This is a genomic window from Winogradskyella vidalii, from assembly GCF_013403955.1.
GTDB classification, from domain to species: domain Bacteria; phylum Bacteroidota; class Bacteroidia; order Flavobacteriales; family Flavobacteriaceae; genus Winogradskyella; species Winogradskyella vidalii.
In genome coordinates this window covers 1,482,892-1,506,805 of sequence record NZ_JABFDG010000001.1, presented here as the reverse complement: position 1 = coordinate 1,506,805, position 23,914 = coordinate 1,482,892, and the positions used below count along the sequence as shown (strand labels likewise).

General features: G+C 33.3%; 19 protein-coding genes. 7 read left to right on the top strand and 12 right to left on the bottom strand.

Features of this window, described 5'->3' with window-relative positions; translation table 11 throughout:
- Positions 1-565 precede the first annotated feature (565 nt).
- The 4 genes from HM982_RS06430 (at position 566) to HM982_RS06415 (ending at position 9,728) form a co-directional block, all read left to right on the top strand.
- Entirely contained in the window at positions 566-5,767 is a 5,202-nt protein-coding gene (locus HM982_RS06430) for a DUF6923 family protein (protein ID WP_179352269.1), read from the top strand.
- Between the two features lie 14 nt (positions 5,768-5,781).
- On the top strand, positions 5,782-6,717 hold the full coding sequence (locus HM982_RS06425; protein ID WP_179352268.1) for a PorP/SprF family type IX secretion system membrane protein: 936 nt from the start codon (positions 5,782-5,784) through the stop codon (positions 6,715-6,717).
- A gap of 13 nt (positions 6,718-6,730) precedes the next feature.
- Complete coding sequence (locus HM982_RS06420) at positions 6,731-8,671, top strand: OmpA family protein (RefSeq protein WP_179352267.1); 1,941 nt, start codon at positions 6,731-6,733, stop codon at positions 8,669-8,671.
- Positions 8,672-8,822: 151 nt separating this feature from the next.
- A complete protein-coding gene (locus HM982_RS06415; protein ID WP_179352266.1) occupies positions 8,823-9,728 on the top strand; it encodes a carboxypeptidase-like regulatory domain-containing protein in 906 nt (301 codons plus the stop codon).
- A gap of 70 nt (positions 9,729-9,798) precedes the next feature.
- On the opposite strand, the gene HM982_RS06410 is transcribed toward HM982_RS06415, so the two are convergent.
- On the bottom strand, positions 9,799-10,299 hold the full coding sequence (locus HM982_RS06410; protein WP_179352265.1) for a CAP domain-containing protein: 501 nt from the start codon (positions 10,297-10,299) through the stop codon (positions 9,799-9,801).
- 314 nt (positions 10,300-10,613) lie between these two features.
- The gene (pdxH, locus tag HM982_RS06405; RefSeq protein WP_179352264.1) at positions 10,614-11,261 is read right to left on the bottom strand and encodes a pyridoxamine 5'-phosphate oxidase; all 648 of its coding nucleotides are present in this window, start codon (positions 11,259-11,261) and stop codon (positions 10,614-10,616) included.
- An 82-nt stretch (positions 11,262-11,343) separates the two neighbouring features.
- Between pdxH and HM982_RS06400 the strand changes: the two genes are divergently transcribed.
- Positions 11,344-11,760 (top strand): hypothetical protein, encoded by a 417-nt coding sequence (locus HM982_RS06400; protein ID WP_179352263.1) that lies wholly within the window; start codon positions 11,344-11,346, stop codon positions 11,758-11,760.
- A gap of 2 nt (positions 11,761-11,762) precedes the next feature.
- Here the strand turns inward: HM982_RS06400 and HM982_RS06395 are convergent, their stop codons facing one another.
- The 5 genes from HM982_RS06395 to rpsA form a co-directional block, all read right to left on the bottom strand.
- Complete coding sequence (locus tag HM982_RS06395; protein ID WP_179352262.1) at positions 11,763-12,671, bottom strand: ribonuclease Z; 909 nt, start codon at positions 12,669-12,671, stop codon at positions 11,763-11,765.
- Between the two features lies 1 nt (position 12,672).
- A complete protein-coding gene (locus tag HM982_RS06390; RefSeq protein WP_179352261.1) occupies positions 12,673-13,008 on the bottom strand; it encodes a ribonuclease Z in 336 nt (111 codons plus the stop codon).
- A gap of 3 nt (positions 13,009-13,011) precedes the next feature.
- The gene (locus HM982_RS06385) at positions 13,012-13,941 is read right to left on the bottom strand and encodes an aspartate carbamoyltransferase catalytic subunit (protein WP_179352260.1); all 930 of its coding nucleotides are present in this window, start codon (positions 13,939-13,941) and stop codon (positions 13,012-13,014) included.
- Between the two features lie 102 nt (positions 13,942-14,043).
- Positions 14,044-14,583, bottom strand: coding sequence for a bifunctional pyr operon transcriptional regulator/uracil phosphoribosyltransferase PyrR (gene pyrR, locus HM982_RS06380; RefSeq protein WP_179352259.1), 540 nt, complete (start codon positions 14,581-14,583; stop codon positions 14,044-14,046).
- Between the two features lie 309 nt (positions 14,584-14,892).
- On the bottom strand, positions 14,893-16,725 hold the full coding sequence (gene rpsA / locus HM982_RS06375) for a 30S ribosomal protein S1 (RefSeq protein ID WP_179352258.1): 1,833 nt from the start codon (positions 16,723-16,725) through the stop codon (positions 14,893-14,895).
- Positions 16,726-17,013: 288 nt separating this feature from the next.
- Here rpsA and HM982_RS06370 point away from each other — a divergent pair, with 288 nt between their 5' ends.
- Complete coding sequence (locus HM982_RS06370) at positions 17,014-17,391, top strand: LysM peptidoglycan-binding domain-containing protein (protein ID WP_179352257.1); 378 nt, start codon at positions 17,014-17,016, stop codon at positions 17,389-17,391.
- Between the two features lie 76 nt (positions 17,392-17,467).
- Here HM982_RS06370 and HM982_RS06365 read toward each other — a convergent pair whose 3' ends face one another.
- The 5 genes from HM982_RS06365 to lon form a co-directional block, all read right to left on the bottom strand.
- Positions 17,468-17,869 (bottom strand): hypothetical protein, encoded by a 402-nt coding sequence (locus tag HM982_RS06365; RefSeq protein WP_179352256.1) that lies wholly within the window; start codon positions 17,867-17,869, stop codon positions 17,468-17,470.
- Between the two features lie 43 nt (positions 17,870-17,912).
- A complete protein-coding gene (gene cmk, locus HM982_RS06360) occupies positions 17,913-18,602 on the bottom strand; it encodes a (d)CMP kinase (RefSeq protein ID WP_179352255.1) in 690 nt (229 codons plus the stop codon).
- An 84-nt stretch (positions 18,603-18,686) separates the two neighbouring features.
- On the bottom strand, positions 18,687-19,718 hold the full coding sequence (gene porQ / locus HM982_RS06355) for a type IX secretion system protein PorQ (protein WP_179352254.1): 1,032 nt from the start codon (positions 19,716-19,718) through the stop codon (positions 18,687-18,689).
- A 151-nt stretch (positions 19,719-19,869) separates the two neighbouring features.
- A complete protein-coding gene (locus HM982_RS06350; RefSeq protein ID WP_179352253.1) occupies positions 19,870-20,640 on the bottom strand; it encodes a LysM peptidoglycan-binding domain-containing protein in 771 nt (256 codons plus the stop codon).
- On the bottom strand, positions 20,624-23,077 hold the full coding sequence (gene lon / locus HM982_RS06345) for an endopeptidase La (protein WP_179352252.1): 2,454 nt from the start codon (positions 23,075-23,077) through the stop codon (positions 20,624-20,626). Before lon ends, HM982_RS06350 begins: the two co-directional genes overlap by 17 nt.
- Before the next feature lie 228 nt (positions 23,078-23,305).
- Here lon and HM982_RS06340 point away from each other — a divergent pair, with 228 nt between their 5' ends.
- Entirely contained in the window at positions 23,306-23,854 is a 549-nt protein-coding gene (locus HM982_RS06340; RefSeq protein ID WP_179352251.1) for an RNA polymerase sigma factor, read from the top strand.
- Positions 23,855-23,914 lie beyond the last annotated feature (60 nt).

The window sequence follows — 23,914 nt, the reverse complement described above, 5'->3', positions numbered from 1 at the left end:
GCGTATGTCCGTTTTGACGAGTATATTGCCGCTTCAACATTAATATTTGTAAATAAATATTAATATAAGTTACTTTTGTTATGTAAAATTAATGTAAAAAGCCCCCAAATAAAAACTATTAAAGAATCCATTTTTTTGGTACAGAGTTACCAAATTCCCTCCCTCTAAAATATTTCAATTAAGCAATTAAACAAAGGATATGTTTAATAAATATTTATATCTAGAAGTTTACGACATCAACATTTAAAATTAAGTGTCATGGAATTAGAAAAAAAAATAGGACTGAATGGAAAAAGCATTGGTATTTACATCAACTTGCTTAACGTTATTCAAAATCGAAAAGCTCATGTGTTAAATGACACTTTGAAAAAGAATAATCACAGTTCTTCTTATTCAATAACTAACAAGCCTACAATCACTTCTAAGTTCACTACAAATTTTAAAGAATTCATCTACTTATTTTACACCTATTTATATAGATGTTTATATAACATATTTCCACTATTAAATATACAAAATCAAATTTTAAAGCAATCATAACCTGATTAACTTAAAAAAGTTTAAAATGAAACACTTATACAATCCCAAATCAAAAACACCTCTCAATCCGCTAATGTCATTGGTGTTTATCGTAACTTTAGTTATGGTTAGTTTTAGCTCTTTTGGTCAGGTTTCGCCTGTAAAAAGCCAAAACAATTCTAAAATCAATCAAACGCCTTCTGAGGATTTTAGACTAACAAACGGTTATTCTCGTAACATTCCAGAATCGAAGTATAATGACCTTCAAAATACGTTAAGCGGCAGAGCTAATATGACGTTCGATTGTAGTGATGGGTTAAGCTATATACTCACCAACGTAGGTAGTCCTAATGGAAATGTCACAGGTTTATACGCTTTTGATTTATCTACAAACTCGCTCACATTAATAAAAAATCCTTTAATTTCTGATACATCAACATCTCAGTTTGTAAATGCGATTGGTTACAATACAGTTGATAATTACTTATATGGATTGCTACTTGGAAGTGATAAAGTGGTAAAAATTGATCAAAATGGGGATCTTGAATTACTAACAGTAACAGGTTTAGTTGGAAATACTTACCCTTCAGGAGATATAGATGAAAATGGTATTTTGTATTTATACGGGTCAGGACGTTTTGTAACTATTGATTTAAACCCATCAAGTCCTAACTATTTAGTCGCAAACATCGTACTACAACACTCAACAAGTATCAATGACATGGCTTTTAGCCCTATTGATAACAATATCTATATGCTGACGAGTACAAGCTCTAGGTCGCTGTTGAGATTTGATTCGGCTACGAATACTATTAGCAATTTAGGACAGGTATCTGGATTAGAGTCAGAAAGCACCAATTCTTTTGGTACGGCTTATATGGATAGCTTAGGAAATATGTATGTTGCAAATAATGTCTCTGGTAATACCTATAAAATAGCAACACCCCATCTAGGTGGTTTAACAGCAACTTTTTATAGTAATTTACCAGGTGTTAGTCCTGGAGACGGCGCACGTTGTCCTAGCCAACCTACCAAACCAATGGCCATTGCAGATAGTGTTTGTATTACTGCCAATATGACTGAGGTTACCTTAAACGTAACGGATAACGACTCTGAAGGAACTTATGCTATAAATACTTCCTCTGTTCAACTTATTGACCCAGAGACTTCATTACCATCAAATACAGTAACAATTTCAGACCAAGGTACATTTACCGTAGGAACTGACGGAGACGTTACATTTGAAGCACTACCAACTTTTACAGGAACAACCATTGAATATACCATTTCAGATGTAATAGGATATTTATCCAGCCCTGGCTTTATCACTATTAATTTAAATGAAACAGAAGCCCCAACAGCACCTTCAACTCAAGAGTTTTGTGAAAGTGATACCCCAACCTTAGCAGACTTAAATGCTTTTGGGAATACAATTCAATGGTATGCTAGTGCAACTGACGAAAGTCCTTTAGATTTTACAGACGCAATTAGTGACGGTAACACGTATTACGCCTCTCAAACTAGTAATTCAGGATGCGAAAGTGTAGAAAGAACAGCTGTTACAGTAGCTTTCAGCCCTGAAATCGCATTAACTGAACCAGAAGAAACAAGCTGTGTTACTGAAAATGGTACACTTTACACCATTGAAGCAACATTTACAGGTACGGCACCATTTACAGCTTCTGGCGATGGACAATCTGGAACCTTTACAGAAAATACAGATGGCACTACAACTTGGGTGTCTAGCCCAATTGAAAGTTCTGTTGAAACTTATAACGTAACTATAGAAGATAATTGTGGTTCGTTATCCCTAACAGGAGATTCACCAGCAGAATGTTTAACCACGCCTTTTGCTTGTGAAGACGGTTTAGCTTATGTTATTGTAAATACAGGAGGTGGTATTCATAATTTTATATCTGGTTTATACTCTTATGATTTAGTAACCAATACACAAACTCTAATTAAATACCCTCTAATTGAAGACACTACTCAATCGCAATTCATCAATGGTATTGGCTACAATAGTTTAGATAACAGTATTTATGGAATGCAACAATTCACTAATAAAATTGTAAAAATTGATGCTTCAGGTAATGTAGAACAGCTGCCTATTGTAGGCCCTTTTACTGTTGGTAATTACAGTGCTGGAGATATTGATGACAATGGTATTTTGTATTTACATGGTGTCAATAAGTTTGTTTCTATTGACCTTAATCCAAGTAGTCCAAATTATTTAACAGCTACAAACTTAGTAAATTACGGTGTAAGCATACATGATGTAACTTTCAGTCCTATTGATGGTAATTTATATATGCTAACGAGTACAGCCACTAAAAAATTATTACGTTTAAATGTTGCGGATAACACTATTGATGACTTAGGTGCTGTGACCGGCTTAGATTCAGAATCCGACAATGCCTTTGGAACAGCCTTTACAGATGCTCTAGGTAATATGTATGTTGCTAATAATCAATCTGGAAATATTTACAGGATAGAAACGCCACACACAGGAAATATAAATGCTACCTATTATAGCAATTTAATAGATGTACACCCTGGTGATGGTGCACGTTGTCCTGCACAGATAATTCCTCCTATGGCACAAGATGATTTTACTTGTATCACTGATGAAACAGAAATTGAGATAAATACTTTAGAAAATGATTCGGAAGGCACTTATGACATTGATGTTACTTCAGTACAACTTTTAGACCCTGTAACTTCATTACCAACTAACACGGTTACTATTTCGAGTGAAGGAACATTTACAGTTGGTGCTAACGGTATTGTAACATTTGAAGCTTTACCAAGTTTTTCAGGTGCGTCAGTAGAATATATTATTACAGATATTATAGGGACGCCGTCTACACCTGCTATTATAACAGTAAGTTCAAATACAACATCAGCACCATCAGGAGCTACTACACAAGAATTTTGTAGTTCTAGTGAGCCAACTGTAGCTGACTTAATGGCTACTGGAGAAGATATTCAATGGTACTCAAGTGAAACGAGTACAACACCTCTAGATACTTCTGAAGCTTTAATTGATGGCGATGTTTATTTTGCAACTCAAACGACTTCAGATAGCTGTGAAAGTCAAACACGTTTAGAAGTTACTGTTAATTTTACAGATGATATTACATTAGTATCAACAGAAGAATTGGTATGTTCAGAAGATGGATTAACCTATACTATTGTTGCTACCTTTACAGGTTCAGCACCATTCACTGCAACAGGCTCAGGAGAAACTGGTACATGGGTCACTAATGATGATGATACTTTTACATGGACTTCAACTGCTATTGCTGGTGATCAAGCATATAATGTTGAAATCACAGATGAAAATGGTTGTAATACAATTACGCTATCTGGTGAAGCAGCAATTTGTTGCGCGTTTGAAGTGACTTGTCCTACTTTTGAAGAAACCACTGTAGATTGCTATAGCGACTTACCTTCAGAAACTTCGTATTCAATTGAAGCATTTGAAGCCTTAGGTAATGCCGATGGTGTTATTGGAGACAATGCTTGTGGAATTATTGAAATTACGGCTCAAAACAGTAGTGACCAAGACACTTGCGAACAAACTATTACACGGACTTACACAGTAACTTCTTATGAAGATACAAATGGCAATGGTGTTCGTGATGATGATGAAACCACGGTTTTAAATAGTGCTGAATGTACACAATCAATTATTGTACACGATACTACTGTTCCAACATTCTCAGTACCTGCTAATATAACTTTAGAATGTGATGAAGATGTAACGGACTTAACTATTACAGGAGACGTAACCGATGAAGCAGATAACTGTGCAACAGATCTTGAAGCTACATTTACAGACACTATTACAGATGGTTCTTGTACCAATTCTTCAATTATATCTAGAATATGGACATTAACTGATGATTGTGATAATACAACAACTTTTACCCAAACTATAACGGTTCAAGATACAACAGTGCCTACATTTACTGTTCCTACTGATATTACGGTAGAATGTGATGTCGATATTAATGATTTAAGTATTACCGGAGACGTTACCGATGAGGCAGACAACTGTGCAACAGAACTTGAAGCTATATTTACCGATACTGTTACGGATGGCACTTGTCCTATTTCATCTACAATTGCTAGAGTATGGACTTTAACTGATGATTGTGATAACACCACAACATTCACACAAACCATTACAATTCAAGATACAACAGCGCCAGCATTTAACGAAACCTTACCAGAAGATTTAGATGCCGAGTGTGATGCTGTACCAACAGCAGAAACATTAACTGCTTCAGATAACTGTGGAACTGCTGATGTTGTATTTGAAGAAGAAATCACTAACGGGTCTTGTATGGGAGATTATATCATTGAACGTACATGGATTGCAACAGATAGCTGTGGTAATGAAACAATGCATACACAAATCATTAATGTTCAAGATAATACACCTCCAACGTCTATAAATGATTTTGAAGAAAACATAACGGTTTTATGTGATGCTATTCCAGAAGTTCCAAGCCCAGTATTTGAAGATTCTTGTTCAAATGATATTAGCGTATCTTTTGATGAAACGTCAAGTGAACCTAATGAAAACGGCGACTACATAATTACAAGAACTTGGACAGTTACTGATGATTGCGAAAACCAAGCCTTGTACACACAAACTATCAACGTAGAAATGACAAATGTTATTTATGCTAATGATGCCAACCGATGTATACTAGATATTGAATTTGATTTGTTCGAACTATTATCAGGTGATTTTAATACCAATGGAACATGGAGTGTTGTATCTGGAGATGCAACTATTAATAATGGAAGCTTCTTTGATCCTACTACTGCTGAAGTTGGTGAATATACATTTATGTATGCTATTACTGAAGATGCTTGTCCAACAGAAGTAGAAGTTACAGTAACGTTAGATGATGACTGTGTGGTTTTAGCTTGTGGAGAAGATGATGTTGTCATATCAAAAACGGTAACTGCTAACGGCGATGCTCATAATGAATTCTTTACCATTACGGGTATTGAAGATTGTGGATTTGTAATAGAGTTACAGATATTCAACCGTTGGGGCGCTGAAATATATAAATCAAATAATTACCTAAATGATTGGAATGGAGAAGCACATAGTTCTTCTATTGGAAATTCTGGGAAAGTCCCAACAGGTACATATTATTACATTATTAACTTAAGAAATAGTGGATTAGCACCTATGGCAGGTCCTATCTACGTAGCCACAAACTAAATAAAACTTAACCAATGAAGTTATCAAAAATTATAAGTATTGCTGTACTTTTTTTGAGTGTTTCTACTGTCTTTGCTCAGCAGCTACCTCAGTTTACGCAGTACATGTTTAACACCATTTCTATTAATCCCGCTTATGCCGGAAGTAGAGAAACACTAAGTGTTGTTGGGTTACATAGAAGTCAATGGGTTGGCCTAGAAGGTGGCCCAGAAACACAGACATTATCTGTACACGCGCCTTTGCGAAATGAAAACATGGGTCTAGGAGTTTCCTTTATCAATGACAAATTGGGTTATGAAAATTTTTCATACCTATACGCAGATTATTCGTACACTATTAAAGCCAGTGAAACCGTAAAATTAGCTTTTGGATTAAAAGGTGGGTTTACCCATTACAGCTTAGATCAAGAGCTTCTTAACGATCCTTCTGTTGTAAATGATTTATTCTTTGACGATGTATCTAATCGCTGGAGTCCTAACTTTGGAGCTGGTGTATACTTACACTCTAATAAGTGGTATTTAGGCTTATCAGCACCAAGAATACTAAACACAGATTATAACAATGGTGGAAGCGGCTCAGTAGATTACGTTGCCTTAGAACGTATTAGTTATTATTTTACTGGTGGTTATGTCTTTAACCTTAGTGAAAACACAAAACTAAAACCTTCTGCTTTATTAAAAGCTACAAATGGAGCACCTTTATCTTTTGATCTCTCTGCTAACTTTTTATTTAATGAAAAGTTATGGTTAGGAGGCGCTTACCGTATTAATCAATATGCCGAAGCCATAGGTGGAATAGCAGATTTCCAAATCTCTAAACAGCTTAGAATTGGTTATGCCTATGAATATCCAATTTCAGATATTAGACCTTACACTAGTGGTACTCACGAAGTATTACTGATGTTTGAAGTCTTTAAAAGTAAACGAATTAAATCGCCAAGATATTTCTAAAAAGACCCCAATTATGAAAATTAAAATACTAGCGCTCGTTATAATTTTAAGCAGTTCATGCTCTTTTGCCCAAACTAAATTGGCAGACAAATTCTTTGAAAACTACGGTTATGTTAAAGCCATAGAACTCTATGAAAAAGTCGTTGAAAAAGGAAAAGCAGACGCACACGTATTAACGCGTTTGGGAGATGCTAACTACAACAACTCTAATTCTGAAAAAGCGGTTTATTGGTACAACAAAGCGCTTACAGAACACAATGATATTGAAGCTGAATATATTTATAAATATATACAATCATTAAGAAGTGTAGGCAACTATAAAGAAGCTGATGTATGGTTTAAAAAACTAAAGGAAGCACAAGAAGGAGATAGCAGACTTAAAGGTTATAATCCCGATGAAGTTGATATTTTTGATAAACTAACGTCTAAAAATGAAAACCTGGTTGTCACTATTGAAAACTTACCTTTCAATTCTGAAAATTCTGACTTTGGGTCTTATATACATGAAAACACATTCTACTTTGCAACATCAAGAGGTGATGACAGTAAAGTATATAGCTGGAATAAAGAACCTTTTCTAGACATCTTTCAAGTTGAAATCACCGATAATGAAGAAGACGACACACAAACTTACGGCGAACCTGTTCAGATTAATGCCGAAGACGTTAACACAGACTATCATGAAGCATCAATTGCCTTAACAAATGATGGCAAAACGATGTACTTTACTAGAGATAACATCAACAAACGTAATCGCTTAAAATACGATAAAGAAGGAACTACATATCTTAAAATATACAAAGCAACACTAGAAGGTGACGCATGGACTAATGTGGTAGAATTACCATTTAATGATGATGTTTACTCCACAGGTCATCCTGTATTAAGTCCGGATAATAAAACTTTATATTTTGTCTCTGATCGTGAAGGCGGTATTGGACAAACTGATATTTATTCAGTGGCGATCAATGACGATGGTACTTATGGAGACCCTGAAAATTTAGGCGATAAAATTAATACTGAAGGTCGTGAAATGTTTCCTTTTATAGCGCAAGATGGTAACTTCTATTTTTCTTCAGACGGTCATTTGAATTTAGGGTTATTGGATATCTTTAAATCTAATATTCTAAAAGACGAATTAATCGCTGACCCTGTAAATATTGGAGCGCCATTTAATAGTGGCTATGATGATTTTGCATATTATGTAGATAGTGAAACTAATAAAGGCTATTTTTCTTCAAACAGACCCGAAGGAAAAGGAAGCGATGATATTTATAGCTTCAATATTACTGAATGTAGCCAAACTATCACAGGTATTGCTAGAGAAGCTCGAACCGATATTATATTAAGTGGTGTAACCGTACAGCTTATTGATGAAACAGGTAAAATTATTGAAGAAGTTGTAACTGAAGAAGATGGTAGTTATACTTTTGACGCCGACTGTAATTCTACTTATACTATTCTAGGAACAAAACCAGACTATAAAGATGATCAGCATAAGCTGACCACATCAGATGAAAATGAGAAAGAAAATACGGTTGACTTAACACTGACATCGTTAATTCTGAATAACCAGATTGTCATAAATCCTATCTTTTTCGATTTTGATAAATCAAACATTAGAACCGATGCAGAATATGAATTAGAAAATATTGTAGATGTCATGCGAAAACATCCTGAAATGATAATTAAAATTGAATCGCACACCGATAGTAGAGGTCGTGATAATTACAACTTAAAATTATCAGATAGGCGTGCAAAATCAACTAAAGATTATATCATTTCAAGAGGAATTGATGTTAGTAGAATTGAAAGTGCCATTGGATATGGAGAAACACGCTTATTAAATGAATGTTCTAATGGTGTGAAATGTACAGAAGATGAACACCAACTCAATAGACGTTCTTATTTCTACATCTTACATTCCGATTTAAAAAATAAAACCGAAGAGTAAACGTATCCCAAACTAAATTAATACTAAGGAAAAGAGCAAGCTTATGATAAGCTTGCTCTTTTATTTTTATATAAAATTCAACTATAGCTTATAAAGGATAAGTGACTTAAGAAGGTTATTTTGCAAAATATTGCTTAACTATTTTTAGACCGTGAAATATCTCATATTTACAAGCTTACTTCTTTATCAACTAATAACCTATTCTCAATCATTAAAAGGAGTTATCATAGATAGTATGAGCAATGAAAAACTATCTTATGCTAATTTGGTGATTAAAGGAAAACCTATAGGAGCTTATAGCAATGAGAATGGCTGCTATGATTTAAATTTATCTAAAACAACAGTTAAAGACACCTTAATCATCTCATTAATTGGATATAAAAACAAAGCTATACCTATGTCTCAATTTAAAGAAGAGAAAACGTATCAGCTCAATTTTCAATTAATTCCAAAAACTGAACACTTAAAAGAGGTTTTAATATTAGACAAGAAAAAAAGATATAGCCATAACAAAATTCAACTTTCTACAGGAAGTAGAAAACAAACTTATCCCTCTTCTTTACCCTATGGTTCTGAAACAGCCAGCTTTATTGAAAACCCAAAACATAAAAAAGGAAAACTCACAGAACTGCATTTAAAATTTAAAAGCAGAATAAATAACGACTATAAAACCTATAAAACGTATTATAGATTAGCTTTTTATGATGTTAATCATTTAGGATTCCCAGGAGCTCTTTTACATTTTGAAAATATCATCATCAAGCCTAAAATAGACACAAAGAACTATAAAATTGATTTAGAAGATAAAGCCATCCCTTTTTTTAAGAATGGAATTTTTATAGGTATAGAAACCATCAAGCCAGACGACGTAACCATAGAAAGTTCTATGTACTTAACAACGCCAAATGTGCTTTATACACATACAAAAAAGAATCTAGAATATTCTAGATTCCGCTCTAATGAATGGCATAAAAACAAACGAAAATCTGTATTTAAAAAGAAGTTTTATACGGCACCTTTTATAAAGGTGAAGGTGCTCTATGAAAAAGAAGATTAAAGTATACACAGCCCTCTATAAATACTGTTATCTACTTAAAAAAAATAGAATTGAGTGTGTAGCTATTTGTTTAACCACGCTTAATAAAAATATTAGTAAAATACCACTTCCCTTGTGTATTCATTTCTGCTGAAACATCAAAATCAGTAAAATCACCTTCTATGTTAGCCTTATGGCTTGGACTATTTAGCCAAGCATTTACAACTGATTCTGCAGAATTAAAGCCGTAGGCTACATTTTCAGATACTAAATCGGCACTTGCGTTAGCCTGAAGACTTTGCTTTCTTAAATAGAAATTATCGTGCGACACGTTATTAGCTTCAATCATATAGTCAGTATGGGTATAAGCTACAGCTTTCACTACACTATGGTATTGCAAAGGGTTTAACCCTTCATTGATTCTGTAGTCATTGATGATTTCCATAATTTCTATTTCAATCTGTTTTGCTTGGGGTACATTAGAGACTTCAATAGCTTTTAATGTATCATCATCCATAGTATCAGTTGAACAAGATGTAAAACTAAAAATGGCAACAATAGCCAATAATGGCAAGAGTTTAGAGGCATTCATATGTAGGTTAATTAGGTTTGGGACTACTAAATTAACTTCATATTTGAATCAAACTGTTAAAAAAATGTTAAAATCGATAAAATACACGCACTTAATCGATTTTTAATGCAAATCATCGATGAAATACACTTTCAAAATCAAAAACCATGCTTTTAAGCGTTAATAAATACGTTTCGTCGAATAACACATTAACTACTTTTTAAAGATATAATAATTGTAAAATAAGAATGCTGTATTATAATCTAAGAAGTAAATTGAAGTCCAAAAAAAAAGTTTTATACTTCATAATACGTAGCGAAATAATCTACTACAGATCAAGGTGCCAAACGTTCAATTTTCCAATTGTAATCGGCTTGTAATTTAAAGCGTATTCTATCATGAAGGCGATTAGGCCGACCTTGCCAGAATTCTAATTCTATGGGTTTAATTATAAAACCGCCCCAATATTTAGGCCGTTCGATAGCTTTACCTTCAAATTCTACTTCTAAAGCTTTTAATTTAGATTCTAGTTCAGCTCTATCCTTTACAACCTCGCTTTGATTAGAAACTAATGCTCCTAATTGACTGCCTCTTGGTCGTGATTCAAAATAACCATCACTGAGATTCTCAGAAATTTTTTCAGCCTTACCTTTGATAATAATTTGCCGTTCGGCAGCAGGCCAAAAAAAAGATAAACAAACATTAGGGTTTTCTAGAATCGCTTTTCCTTTTTCACTGTCGTAATTAGTATAGAAAATAAACCCTTCATGTGTATATTTTTTTAGCAACACTACCCTATTTTTAGGATAACCATCTAAGCCAAAAGTTGAAATTGTCATGGCATTGGCCTCACCAACATTAAAATGAGTATCGACTTCTACAAACCAATCTCTAAACAATTCTAATGGATTTTCTGGAACATTATCTAATAATAATTCTCCCTTTTCGTAGGATTTTCTATAATCACCTAAGTCTGCATTCATTACGTATAAATTTTATTTTTTTTTCTTATTTTATTTTTTCGGTAGTAATTTTCAACATAAATTTAAGGATTAAAACCTATAAATGAAGTTTGAAAACAGTAAATATTCTAAGCTTATTCCATTTAAAAAAGTAGAATTTTCTTTTGGATCTTTTTACATCACAGAATTATTTATTATTTCCGAATTTAAAGAAGGGGTTCATGTCGACTATAATATTGCGAGTGATTTAATTTCACATTTTAGTGACGAACTCATCAAAGGTATTAAAATTGGCTACATCGCTAATCGGTATAACTCCTACTCATTTGACCCCCATACTTGGGTTGATTTTAACAGTGAGTATGATGCTTTTATCGCCTCTGCTATAGTCACATACTCAGATTTTAGCTATCTCAATGCTTCTCTAGAAAAAAAATTCTTCAAAAAAAGCCTAAAACGTTGTACCAATTTAGATGAAGCTATTGAATGGATGATCAATTTAGATGAGTTTAAAAAATAATTTTATTCAAAATTAAATGTTTTACCGTCTTTAGATAAAAACACATTTTCAAAAACAGTTTGTGCTTCAGCTTTAAAGGCATTATAATCATTATAACGGGTTGAGTAATGTCCCAGTATTAAAGTTTCCACGTTTGCTTTTTTAGCGATTGTAGCCGCTTGTTTTGCTGTACTATGCTTGGTTGGCAGGCAAAGCGATTCATTTTTATCTAAAAAAGTAGATTCGTGATACAAAACTGTACTGTCTTTAATAATCGGAAGCATGGCTTCATTATATGCTGTATCGCTACAATACGCATAGCTTTTAGCTGGTATTGGTTCTTTAGTTACTTTTTCATTACTAATTAAAACACCATCTTCATTTACAACATCAAACCCTTGTTTTAATTTTCTGAAATACGCGACATCAATATTAGCCTCATTTACTAAGTTAATGTCTAATTTGCGTTCATTTTCCTTCTCTTTGAACAAAAAGCCATTCGTATAAATTCGATGTATTAACGGAATCGTGTAGACTTCTACTTTCTCGTCTTCATAAATTAATTCGGATTCAGAAGCGTTTAGTTCATGAAAAATAAGAGGATATTTAGTCCAACTCGATGATAATTTCATTTGAAGTAAAATAACTTCCTTTAAACCTTTTGGTGCATAAATATGAAGTTCAGTTTCTCTAGTTAATAAACTAAAGGTATTTACCAAACCTATTAAACCGAAGTAATGATCTCCGTGAAGGTGCGATATAAAAACATGCTTAATTCTTGAAAATTTAACCTTATTCCGCCGTAACTCTACCTGAGTTCCTTCGCCACAATCAATTAAAAACATGTGGTTTTTAATCTCCAAAACTTGTGATGTTGGATTCGTATTAATTCGTGGTGTTGCACTGTGGCAGCCGAGTATGGTTAATTTCATTTTAGAATCCTAAATCACGCTCCATATCTTCCATTTCTATAATATCATAAGCTTCCTGAATGGTAGGTACGACAACAATTTCATCTGGCATTTGGTCTAGATTCACTTTTTCAGAAACAACAACAAAACTTTTTTTATCAGCTCTATGGTTGTTACTTAAACGTAGAAATTCAATAATATCCTCTAGAGCAATCGTTTCTAAGCTAGAAAGTCTTACAATAAGGTGGTAGTTTTTATATGTACTATCGTAAGCTTGTTCAATATTGTGGACTAAAGTTTTTACTGAAGCATTTTCTTGAGTTATTAGGGTTGTTTTACCGTCTCTATCTATAATCATAAATTATTGTTTTATTTTGGACGCCAATAAATAAATCACTGCCATTCTTACAGCAACACCATTTTCTACTTGATTTAAAATAATGGCTTGTTTAGAGTCAGCAACATCACTTGTAATTTCCACGCCTCTATTTATTGGGCCTGGATGCATTATTACAATTTCTTTGTCTAAACTATCTAAAAGTTGTTTATCAACGCCAAATTGTTGTGTATATTCTCTGGTTGAAGGGAAATAGTTAATATCCATACGTTCGTTTTGTACACGAAGCATGTTGGCTACATCGCACCATTCTAAAGCTTTCTTTAGATTGGTTTCTACTTTAACGCCTAAATCTTTAATATATTTTGGAAGCAATGTTTTAGGACCACAAACCATTACATTTGCGCCTTGTAATTGTAAGGCATAAATGTTTGAAAGCGCCACACGACTGTGCAATATATCGCCTACTATAACTACATTTTTACCTTTAACGCTACCTAATTTTTCTCTAATTGAATACGAATCTAAAAGCGCTTGAGTAGGATGCTCATGGGCACCATCGCCAGCATTGACAATACTTGCGTTAACATGTTTGGATAAAAATACACCTGCTCCTGGATTAGGGTGACGCATAACCACCATATCTACTTTCATAGAAAGGATATTATTCACCGTATCTATTAAAGTCTCCCCTTTTTTTACCGATGATTGTGAAGCTGAAAAATTAATAACGTCTGCAGAAAGGCGTTTTTCAGCTAATTCGAACGATAATTTTGTACGTGTAGAATTTTCGAAAAACAGATTTGCTATCGTAATATCCCTTAAAGAAGGCACTTTTTTAATGGGTCTATTAATAACCTCCTTAAACTGATCAGCAGTTTCAAAAATAAGGTCTATATCTTTTTTAGTCAGATATTTAATTCCTAATAAGTGATTGACACTTAATTCGCTCATTTTTTTATGGCTTTTGGCTATCAGCTTATCGCCTTTAGCAAATTCACTTTAAACTTTATTTTGTTAAGTTTAACTACGATTTCAAGTTTAACTTAAGTTTTTTTATTTATCGACTAAATAAACAGCATCTTCACCTTCATTTTCCATCCAATTGACTTTTACTTTTTGATTATCAATAGCATCTACTTGTTGGCCTTTATAATTGGGTTGTATTGGTAAATGTCTACTAAAACGTCTATCTATTAAAGTTAAGAGTTCAATATCTTTGGGTCTTCCAAAAGATTGAATAGCTGTTAGTGCTGATCGTATGCTTCGGCCTGTATATAAAACATCATCAATAAATACCACATTTTTATCTTCAATTATAAAATCTATAACAGTAGTGTTAGCTTCTAGTGGTTTATCGCCTCTTCTAAAATCGTCTCTAAAAAAAGTGATATCTAGATAGCCTAATTCAATATTCTTAATCTTATAATCTTCGGTGAGAATTTGCGCTAAACGATCCGCTAAAAACTTTCCTTTAGATTGAATACCTATTAATACCGTTTCTGAAAAATCATCGTGGTTTTCAATGAGTTGGCAAGCCAATCTATGAAGGGTAATATTGACTTCTTTTGAGTTAAGTAGTACTTTCTGACTCATATTGTTTCCAAGCGTTATTGTATACAAAGTTAGGATAAAAATTTTTGTTTACAATATATATTTTAATGTGTTTAGCTGTAGAATTCGATTGTAACAAACACTTATATTCAGTAGTTGCGCAGAGTTTCACTGAGACCGATAAAGATATTCAGCGAATTATGTAAAAAACTTGGCCTATGCAGATTTAAATAGATTGTATAAAGTTGGTAGAAATAGCTCAAAATTAAAGCATAAAAAAACCTCCCGAATATCGAGAGGCTTTTATAATATAGATTAATGAATTTCTGCTTTCGCTAGAAATTGGAAATTTTATTTTCCGTCCATTTTATCTTTAAGTGCTTGTAAAGCATCATTTGCATCACCAAGAGTTGGTTTAGCTTCTGCCGCTTGAGCTTCCTGTTTTTTAACAGCTTGCTTAACGATTTTAGCTTCTTCTTCTCTAAATACAGCTGTATGAGATGCTACAACACGTTTGAATTCTTTATTAAATTCAATGATTTTGAATTCTGCTTCTTCACCTTTAGCAACTTTAGAACCGTCTTCTTTTTCTAAATGACGGGCTGGTACAAAGGCAACGATATCTTCGTTAAAATCAATTGTTGCTCCTTTATCTACCATTTCAGTAATAGCAGCTTTATGAACTGTACCTAAAGCGAACTCAGTTTCGTACTTGTCCCAAGGGTTATCAGTTGTTTGTTTATGACCTAAAGATAATTTACGTCCGTCAACATCTAACTCTAAAACAACAACGTCTAAGTTATCACCTACGTTACAGAACTCAGATGGGTGCTTAATTTTCTTAGTCCAAGATAAATCAGAGATGTAAATTAATCCATCGATACCTTCTTCTAATTCAACAAAAACACCAAAGTTTGTAAAGTTACGTACAATACCTGTGTGCTTAGAACCTACAGGATACTTCGTTGTAATATCTGTCCATGGATCTGGCGTTAATTGCTTAATACCAAGAGACATTTTTCTGTCTTCTCTATCTAAAGTTAAGATAACAGCATCGATTTCATCTCCTACAGATACGAAATCTTGAGCTGAACGTAAATGTGTTGACCATGACATTTCACTTACGTGAACTAAGCCTTCTACACCTTCTTCTACTTCAACAAAAGCACCGTAATCAGCGATGACTACAACTTTACCTTTTACTTTATCTCCAACTTTTACAGTTTCACCTAAAGCTTCCCAAGGGTGCTTAGATAATTGTTTAAGACCTAATTGGATTCTTGATTTGTTTTCATCAAAATCAAGGATTACAACATTTAATTTTTGATCTAATTCAACAATCTCATTTGGATGGTTGATACGAGACCAAGATAAATCTGTAATATGAACTAAACCATCTACACCACCAAGATCGATAAACACACCATAAGACGTAATGTTTTTCACAATACCTTCTAAGACTTGTCCTTTTTCTAACTGGCCAATGATTTCTTTCTTTTGTTCTTCAATATCTGCTTCAATTAAAGCTTTATGAGAAACAACTATGTTTTTGAATTCGTGGTTGATTTTAACCACTTTAAATTCCATAGTTTTATTTACATACTGATCGTAATCTCTAATAGGCTTCACATCGATTTGAGAACCTGGTAAGAAAGCTTCTATACCAAATACGTCAACGATCATACCACCTTTAGTTCTACATTTTACAAAACCGTTTACGATTTCGCCAGTATCATGTGCGTTGTTTACACGATCCCATGCTTTGATTACTCTCGCTTTTCTGTGAGATAATACTAATTGTCCCGTTGCATCTTCACGAACATCAATTAATACTTCAACTTTGTCACCAACAGCTAAGTTTGGATTGTAACGGAACTCATTAAGAGAAATTACACCTTCAGACTTTGCGTTAATGTCAATAATAGCATCACGATCTGTGATTGTGATAACAGTACCTTCTACGACTTCGTCATCTAAAGTGTCAACGAAATTTTCTGATACTAATTTTTCAAATTCTTCTAATTTAGTATCCGCTACTTGCTCAATTCCTTCTTCGTAATTGTGCCAATCGAACTCTTTTAAGAATTTTTCTGGGTTTGCTTGAGCTTCAGATACTACAGGAGCCTCTTTTGCTACTGCTTCAGTTGCTTCAACCTCAGCTTGATTTGTTTCTTTTTCAGACATGTGCTGAATTAAAATTTGTATTCTGTATCTTTTGAAAGATTTGCGAAAAATTTACAGAAGTTATTATTAGTTTTGTTTTTGTCCCTTTTCTTACTTTCTTATCATCCGCTAAAAAGGAGTGCAAAAGTACTATTTATTATTCTAAAAACCAAACACATAAATTAAGTGACTTTCTTTTTTAATTGGTGTCTAATGATATGAGATACAATTTGATGTCTGAGGGTTTATACTTTATTACATAATTTGATATCTTTACAATACACAAATAACCTTAAAAAACACAATATTATGGTAAAAGCAAAATATCAAGACGTTCTAGACTTAGGCGAAAAATTAAACATCCAAAATGGTGATGTTAGCGAAAAAGAAGGTGTCCTTCAAGTTAAAGGTACTGCAGCTACGCAATATGAAAAAAACTTAATCTGGGATAAGATTAAAGAAGTTGGTGGTGAAAATCCTTCAGACATCATGGCCGATATTAAAGTTGCCGATGAATCTGTTTATGCTAGACACACGGTAGCATCTGGTGAAACTTTAGGTAAAATCGCCAAACAATATTATGGTGAGCCTGGTAAATACCAACAAATATTTGAAGCAAATACGGCTATATTAAAGAATCCTGATGTGATTCACCCAGGTCAAGAATTAGTGATTCCTAATCTATAATAGGGTCATTAAAAAAATTAGAATTAGAAAAAGCGACTTTATTTCGGCTACCTAAAGTAATCGATAAAGTCGTTTTTTAATTTCTCTCAAAGACCAGATCAGGACCATCGACATGAGATTGTCCTAATTTCATAATGCCATTGGTTAAATCATAAGACCAATAGGTTTGATCTATTTTTACCGTTAAAATTTCTAAATCAGATTGGCCTTCTAATGAACCCTCTTCAATAAGGTAGGTATAGGTGCCGTTAGCATGCACTCCATATTGTGCTCCATATACTATTAATGTGCCATCTTCACGAAAATCATAAATAATATTAGACGTTGAATAATTGACTGTCGTATTTCCCTCGATACCAGAATAACGGATTTCTATCAATTGCCATTCATCAACAATATTCCTAGCTGACGAGTAGTCATCAGCTGAACAACTATATAAAGTGACAAACATTAAAATTAAAATAAGTTTATTTTTCATATTTAAATGTTTTGCAATCAATATACAAGGAATAATAATAATACTATCTAGAAATCAATTCCTCAGCGAAAGCAACCAATCGGTTTAACTGCTCTTCAATACTTAAATCAGAATTATCAATCTCAATAGCATCATCGGCTTTTATTAAAGGGGAATCTTCTCTTGTTGAATCAATATGATCTCTAGTTGTCACATTTTCTAAGACATCATCATAACTGAGCTTATGACCACGATCTAATAATTCTTTATAACGGCGTTTTGCTCTTGTTTCTGCCGAAGCTGTCATAAAGATTTTTAATTCAGCATCAGGAAAAACAACCGTTCCAATATCGCGTCCATCCATAACAATACCTTTATCTTTCCCCATGAGTTGTTGCTGCTCTACCAACTTTCGTCGTACTGCAGATAAGGTAGCTACAGGGCTCACAAATTTTGAAACCCGAAGTGTTCTTATAGCAGCTTCAATATTTTCTCCATTTAAATAAACTTCAGCAAAACCTGCGTCTTTATTAAACTTAAAATTGATACTAATTTCCTCTAGTTTATTGACTAAAGCATCTTCCTTAAAAAAATCGTCACCTATTAAGTTATTTTCAAGAGCAAAATAAGTCACTGCTCTATACATTGCACCCGTATCTACATAGATATAGTTCAGTTTTTTAGCTAACTGTTTAGCTATGGTACTTTTTCCTGTGGATGAAAAGCCATCTATGGCAATAATTATTTTATTCATTTTATGCTGAATTTAATTCAGTAACTTTTTCCGTGAAAACGAAAATATTTTTGTTAATTGACTTCAAGCTTAAATACTTATAACCTAACGTCTTCGACCGTCTAAATCTATTTGAAGTCCGAAAAAACTTGTATTTGAAGCACTTGTGTAGCGCGCGTGTGTATAACTAAATCGCAATTTATTTAATTTTATACCGACTCCAACAGAGAGTCCAGAAAAGTTTCTTTGATCAACAATTCGCAACTCTTCGGCACGTCTAAAATTATAGCCTAATCGAACATTAAAGCCTCCTTCAGGAAATAATTCAGCTCCCAAAATAAGATGTCTTAAGGTATTATTTAAAAACCCAACTTCCTCTTGGGTTTGATTACCATCTAAATCAGTTGTGGCTCTTGCCGGATTAGAAACCCCAATCGGCCATTTTTGTAGATTCTCTAAGGTTAAATGCCAGCGCAAAGGGACATTTTCTAAGGTTTGTGACATCCCGAAGTTCACCTCAAACGGCAAGGGCTCATTTTGACCAGCATAAGTTGAAAACTGGGTTCCAAAATTCCTAACGGTTAATGCGGCATGAAAATCGAGTTTTTCATTGATATACATCACTCCAAAATCAAAAGCACCACCAACGGAATTGTACTGTTCTAAAAGAGAGGTTATAATCTTTAAATTGGTGCCAACATAAAAATCGGTATAAGGAATATTGTAATTATAGCCCATGGAAATAGCGGTTTCATTACCACTAAATGTGCCTGTGGAATTACCGTTGAGATCATAGCCATCAAAGGTGCCATAATTAATATAAGTAACCCCAAAATGAAAGGTTTGCACGTGTCTGTCCCAAGTATAGGCATAGGCTGCAGTACCGTAAGTGATGCCGCCTAAATAATTAGAAACATTAACCGCTAATTGGTTATTCATTTGGTAATTTATAGAAGCCGGATTGTATAATGCTTCCGTAACATCATGATCAAAATTGGTGATAATTTTCCCACCTAAGGCTGCTTGTCTTGGTGAGGAAACTAAATTAAGAAATTGATAGGTTGATTCTCCACCTAATTGAGCGAACGCAGGCAATGCCAAAAGCATAAAACATAAGGTAGAAATCCTTTTAATCATAGACTTTGCAATATTATATCATTTTTACTTAAAAATTACTATAAAAAAACGTCCTTTTTAACTTTCATAATAACTCACTAGTAAAATTGATATCATAAATCTATCTTAAAACGAAAATATGATTTTTTTATTTTTGAAGTACTGTATTTTTCTACCTTAATTGTAATATTTGACCAATTTCAATAACATTATCGGTTAAGCCATTTAAACTCTTGAGAGCTTCAACTGTTGTGCCGTTATTTAAGGCAATACGATATAGGGTATCCCCTTTTTTAACACTATATGTTGAAAGACTTTGCGTTACAGCTGAAGTTTTAAAACTTTTAATTCTAAGTTTTTGACCTATTTCAATTTGGTTAGAATGCAAGTTATTGAGACTTTTTAATTCTTCTAAAGTTAAATTATAATCTCTTGCTAAACTATATAATGTATTTCCTTTTTTTACTACATGAAAATTTGAATTTTCAATTTCTAAAGTGCTATCATAATCAGTAGTTTGGCTAAAGTTTTTAACCCTTAACTTTTGTCCTTTACTGATTAAAGTAGTTTCTAAATTATTGGCACGCTTAAGATCTGTTAGAGAAACATTATAAGTCTTTGCGATATCTAATAGCGTTTCACCGTCTTTTACACTATAAAAATCCGAGGTCTCAGCTAGTGAAACCTCGGAAGTGTTTAAAGTATTGTTTATATTTTTATCTGCTGAAATTATAGACCTTGTAGAAATAGAGTCTTTTTTAGTTACAGTAACATTATTTTCTTCTTGGGTAACTAAGGTAATTTCTCCAGTTGCAACATTTAATTTTGCAGGCTTTCCATCTAATTTGACCGCTTTAAATTCAGTATCATCTTGAGCAACGACTTGCATTACTAAAGTAAGACTTATTAAAAATGTCAATATTAATTTAAAGCTGTTTAGCATTTTTTACTTTTTGATTGGTGAGTGCTAGTTTTAAAACATCACTCATATCAGTAACATAATGAAAGGTTAAGCCCTTTAAATATTCGGGTTTAATCTCTTCAATATCTCTTCGGTTGTCTTCACAAAGTAAAATCTCTTTAATACGCGCACGTTTGGCTGCCAAGATTTTTTCTTTAATACCACCAACTGGTAAAACTTTACCACGTAAGGTAATCTCACCTGTCATAGCTATACTCTTCTTCACTTTACGTTGTGTAAACAAAGATACTAAAGACGTTAACATCGTAACCCCTGCACTTGGTCCATCTTTTGGCGTAGCACCTTCGGGCACGTGAATGTGAACATTATACTTATTAAAAATATCAGAATCAATTCCAAATTCATCGGCATTAGCCTTAATGTATTCCATGGCAATAGTAGATGATTCTTTCATTACTTTACCTAAATTACCAGTGATTGATAAGGTCCCTTTTCCTTTAGACAAAATAGATTCTATAAACAATATATCACCACCAACGCTTGTCCAAGCTAAGCCAGTAACCACACCAGCAACATCATTGTTTTCGTACTTATCACGCTCCATTCTAGGGCTTCCTAGTACTTCAATAACATCTGCATTAGAAATTTTAATGTTATACGACTCTTCCATTGCAATATTTTTGGCGGCATAACGCACCATTTTTGCAATTTGCTTTTCTAAGCCTCTCACACCAGATTCTCGGGTGTAACCTTCAACAATTTTTTCGAGCTGTGGTTTTGCTATTTTTAATGCCGAACTATCTAAACCATGTTCTTTTAACTGCTTTGGCAACAAGTGGCGTTTAGCTATTTCTACTTTTTCTTCAATGGTATACCCTGTTACGTTAATGATTTCCATACGATCTCTTAATGCAGGCTGAATCGTATTTAAACTATTAGACGTGGCAATAAACATCACTTTAGAAAGGTCGTACCCCATCTCTAAGAAATTATCATAAAACTCATTGTTTTGTTCTGGGTCTAAAACCTCTAACATTGCCGACGAAGGATCACCTTGATGACCTGCTGACAATTTATCAATTTCATCTAAAACAAACACAGGATTAGAGGTTTGTGCCTTTTTTAAACTCTGAATAATTCGGCCTGGCATAGCACCAATGTATGTTTTTCTATGCCCTCTAATTTCAGCTTCATCACGTAAACCACCTAATGAAATACGTACATATTCGCGACCTAAGGCTTCTGCAATAGATTTACCCAAAGATGTTTTACCCACACCTGGAGGGCCATAAAGGCATAAAATTGGCGATTTCATATCATTACGAAGTTTTAAAACCGCTAAATATTCTATGATTCGTTTTTTAACATCATCTAAACCAAAATGATCACGATCTAAAATTTTCATCGCACGTTTTAAGTCGAATTTATCCTTGCTAAACTCATTCCAAGGTAAATCTAAAAACAGGTCTAAATAATTACGTTGAATTGAATACTCAGCCACTTGAGGATTCATACGTTGCATTTTTGCTAATTCTTTTTCAAAATGCTCTTTTACTTTATCATCCCATTTCTTCTTCTTAGCACGCGTTTTCATTTCTTCAATCTCTTCCCCAGAAGACACACCGCCACCCAATTCTTCTTGAATGGTTTTCATTTGCTGATGCAAGAAATACTCACGTTGCTGTTGATTCATATCACTCTGAACCTTAGACTGAATATCGTTTTTAAGTTCTAATTTTTGAAATTCGAGATTCATGAATTTCAAAGTTTGAAGCGCGCGTTCTTTAAGATCATTTATTTTTAATAAGGCTTGCTTCTCCTCTACCTTAAGATTCATATTAGAGGACACAAAATTAATTAGAAACGAATTACTCTCAATATTTTTTATAGCAAAACTCGCTTCTGTCGGAATATTTGGACTTTCCTTTATAATATCTAATGATAAATCTTTTATAGAATCTATAATGGCTTTAAATTCTTCATTATCTGGTGCTGGTTTTGCCTCGGCGATATCAGAAATTGTTGCCGTTAAATACGGTTTTTCCGAAACGACCTCATTAATCGCAAAACGTTTTTTACCTTGAATAATCACGGTAGTATTACCATCAGGCATTTTTAGCACTTTTAAAATTCGTGCTACGGTACCTGTATCATAAATATCTTTTGCCGTTGGATTTTCTACCGTTTCATCTTTTTGCGACACCACACCAATAACTTTTCCGCCTTTGTTAGCATCGTTTATTAGTTTTATTGAAGTATCTCGTCCGGCAGTAATCGGAATCACTACGCCAGGAAATAAAACCGTATTACGCAACGGTAAAATTGGCAAAGATTCTGGTAAAGATTCATTGTTTATTAACTCTTCATCTTCAGGTGTCATCAATGGAATTAACTCTGAATTCTCATCAAAATCCTGAAATGACAGATTGTCTAAGTTTAAAAAATTTGATTTTCCCATATATATTTTTAAGTCATTCTGTCACTATTACATACAGAATAACATGTTTTAAATGTATTAAAAAATAACTTTACATTGAATATCAAAGGTTTATAAGATATCCAAAGTTATTCACACTAATGTATTTTCAATTGTTATGCCATTACCTTTATAACATCATAAAACTTTTTTCATTTAAACTGTAACACTTTTAAAAAGTCACCCTCTATAAGTAAAAGCAATTGTTTTTTGACATCAACCAATCAAAATACCGAACAGTTATTAGTGCTTTGCAAATCTGGAAACCAACGTGCACAATTGGAAATTTACAACAGATACAATAAAGCGATGTTTAATACCGCCATAAGGATTGTAAAAGATTCTTTTAGGGCAGAAGATATTGTACAAGAATCTTTTTTAGCAGCTTTTACAAAATTGAGCACTTTAGAGAACCTCAATTTATTTGGCGCATGGTTAAAACGTATTGTTGTTAACAACAGTATTGGGTATTACAACAAAATCATAAAACAAAATGAAGTGCCTTTAGATAGTGTTATTTATAAAGTTGAAGATGAGCAAGGCCTTAATGAGAACGAACAAAATAACGACAAAGTAAAGTTGATTTTAGGAGCTATGAAAACCTTAAAATCTAATTATAATATCGGGTTAACATTACACCTTATAGAAGGTTATGATTACGAAGAAATCTGTGAAATTATGGATATCTCATATGCCAATTGTAGAACGCTAATATCTAGAGCAAAAGAGAGTTTACGTAAAAAACTAATGATGAATTGATAAAAAAAATGTGCAGATAACTTATCTGATGACTTAAGTTGTCTGTCTAAGCGCAGTAGA

What these genes read in the sequence shown, in the direction of transcription:
- HM982_RS06430 (WP_179352269.1), top strand. Translation starts at nt 566, where the DNA reads ATGAAACACTTATACAATCCCAAATCAAAAACACCTCTCAATCCGCTA.
- HM982_RS06425 (WP_179352268.1), top strand. Translation starts at nt 5,782, where the DNA reads ATGAAGTTATCAAAAATTATAAGTATTGCTGTACTTTTTTTGAGTGTT.
- HM982_RS06420 (WP_179352267.1), top strand. Translation starts at nt 6,731, where the DNA reads ATGAAAATTAAAATACTAGCGCTCGTTATAATTTTAAGCAGTTCATGC.
- HM982_RS06410 (WP_179352265.1), bottom strand. Translation starts at nt 10,299, where the DNA reads ATGAATGCCTCTAAACTCTTGCCATTATTGGCTATTGTTGCCATTTTT.
- pdxH (WP_179352264.1), bottom strand. Translation starts at nt 11,261, where the DNA reads ATGAATGCAGACTTAGGTGATTATAGAAAATCCTACGAAAAGGGAGAA.
- HM982_RS06400 (WP_179352263.1), top strand. Translation starts at nt 11,344, where the DNA reads ATGAAGTTTGAAAACAGTAAATATTCTAAGCTTATTCCATTTAAAAAA.
- HM982_RS06395 (WP_179352262.1), bottom strand. Translation starts at nt 12,671, where the DNA reads ATGAAATTAACCATACTCGGCTGCCACAGTGCAACACCACGAATTAAT.
- HM982_RS06390 (WP_179352261.1), bottom strand. Translation starts at nt 13,008, where the DNA reads ATGATTATAGATAGAGACGGTAAAACAACCCTAATAACTCAAGAAAAT.
- HM982_RS06385 (WP_179352260.1), bottom strand. Translation starts at nt 13,941, where the DNA reads ATGAGCGAATTAAGTGTCAATCACTTATTAGGAATTAAATATCTGACT.
- pyrR (WP_179352259.1), bottom strand. Translation starts at nt 14,583, where the DNA reads ATGAGTCAGAAAGTACTACTTAACTCAAAAGAAGTCAATATTACCCTT.
- rpsA (WP_179352258.1), bottom strand. Translation starts at nt 16,725, where the DNA reads ATGTCTGAAAAAGAAACAAATCAAGCTGAGGTTGAAGCAACTGAAGCA.
- HM982_RS06370 (WP_179352257.1), top strand. Translation starts at nt 17,014, where the DNA reads ATGGTAAAAGCAAAATATCAAGACGTTCTAGACTTAGGCGAAAAATTA.
- HM982_RS06365 (WP_179352256.1), bottom strand. Translation starts at nt 17,869, where the DNA reads ATGAAAAATAAACTTATTTTAATTTTAATGTTTGTCACTTTATATAGT.
- cmk (WP_179352255.1), bottom strand. Translation starts at nt 18,602, where the DNA reads ATGAATAAAATAATTATTGCCATAGATGGCTTTTCATCCACAGGAAAA.
- porQ (WP_179352254.1), bottom strand. Translation starts at nt 19,718, where the DNA reads ATGATTAAAAGGATTTCTACCTTATGTTTTATGCTTTTGGCATTGCCT.
- HM982_RS06350 (WP_179352253.1), bottom strand. Translation starts at nt 20,640, where the DNA reads ATGCTAAACAGCTTTAAATTAATATTGACATTTTTAATAAGTCTTACT.
- lon (WP_179352252.1), bottom strand. Translation starts at nt 23,077, where the DNA reads ATGGGAAAATCAAATTTTTTAAACTTAGACAATCTGTCATTTCAGGAT.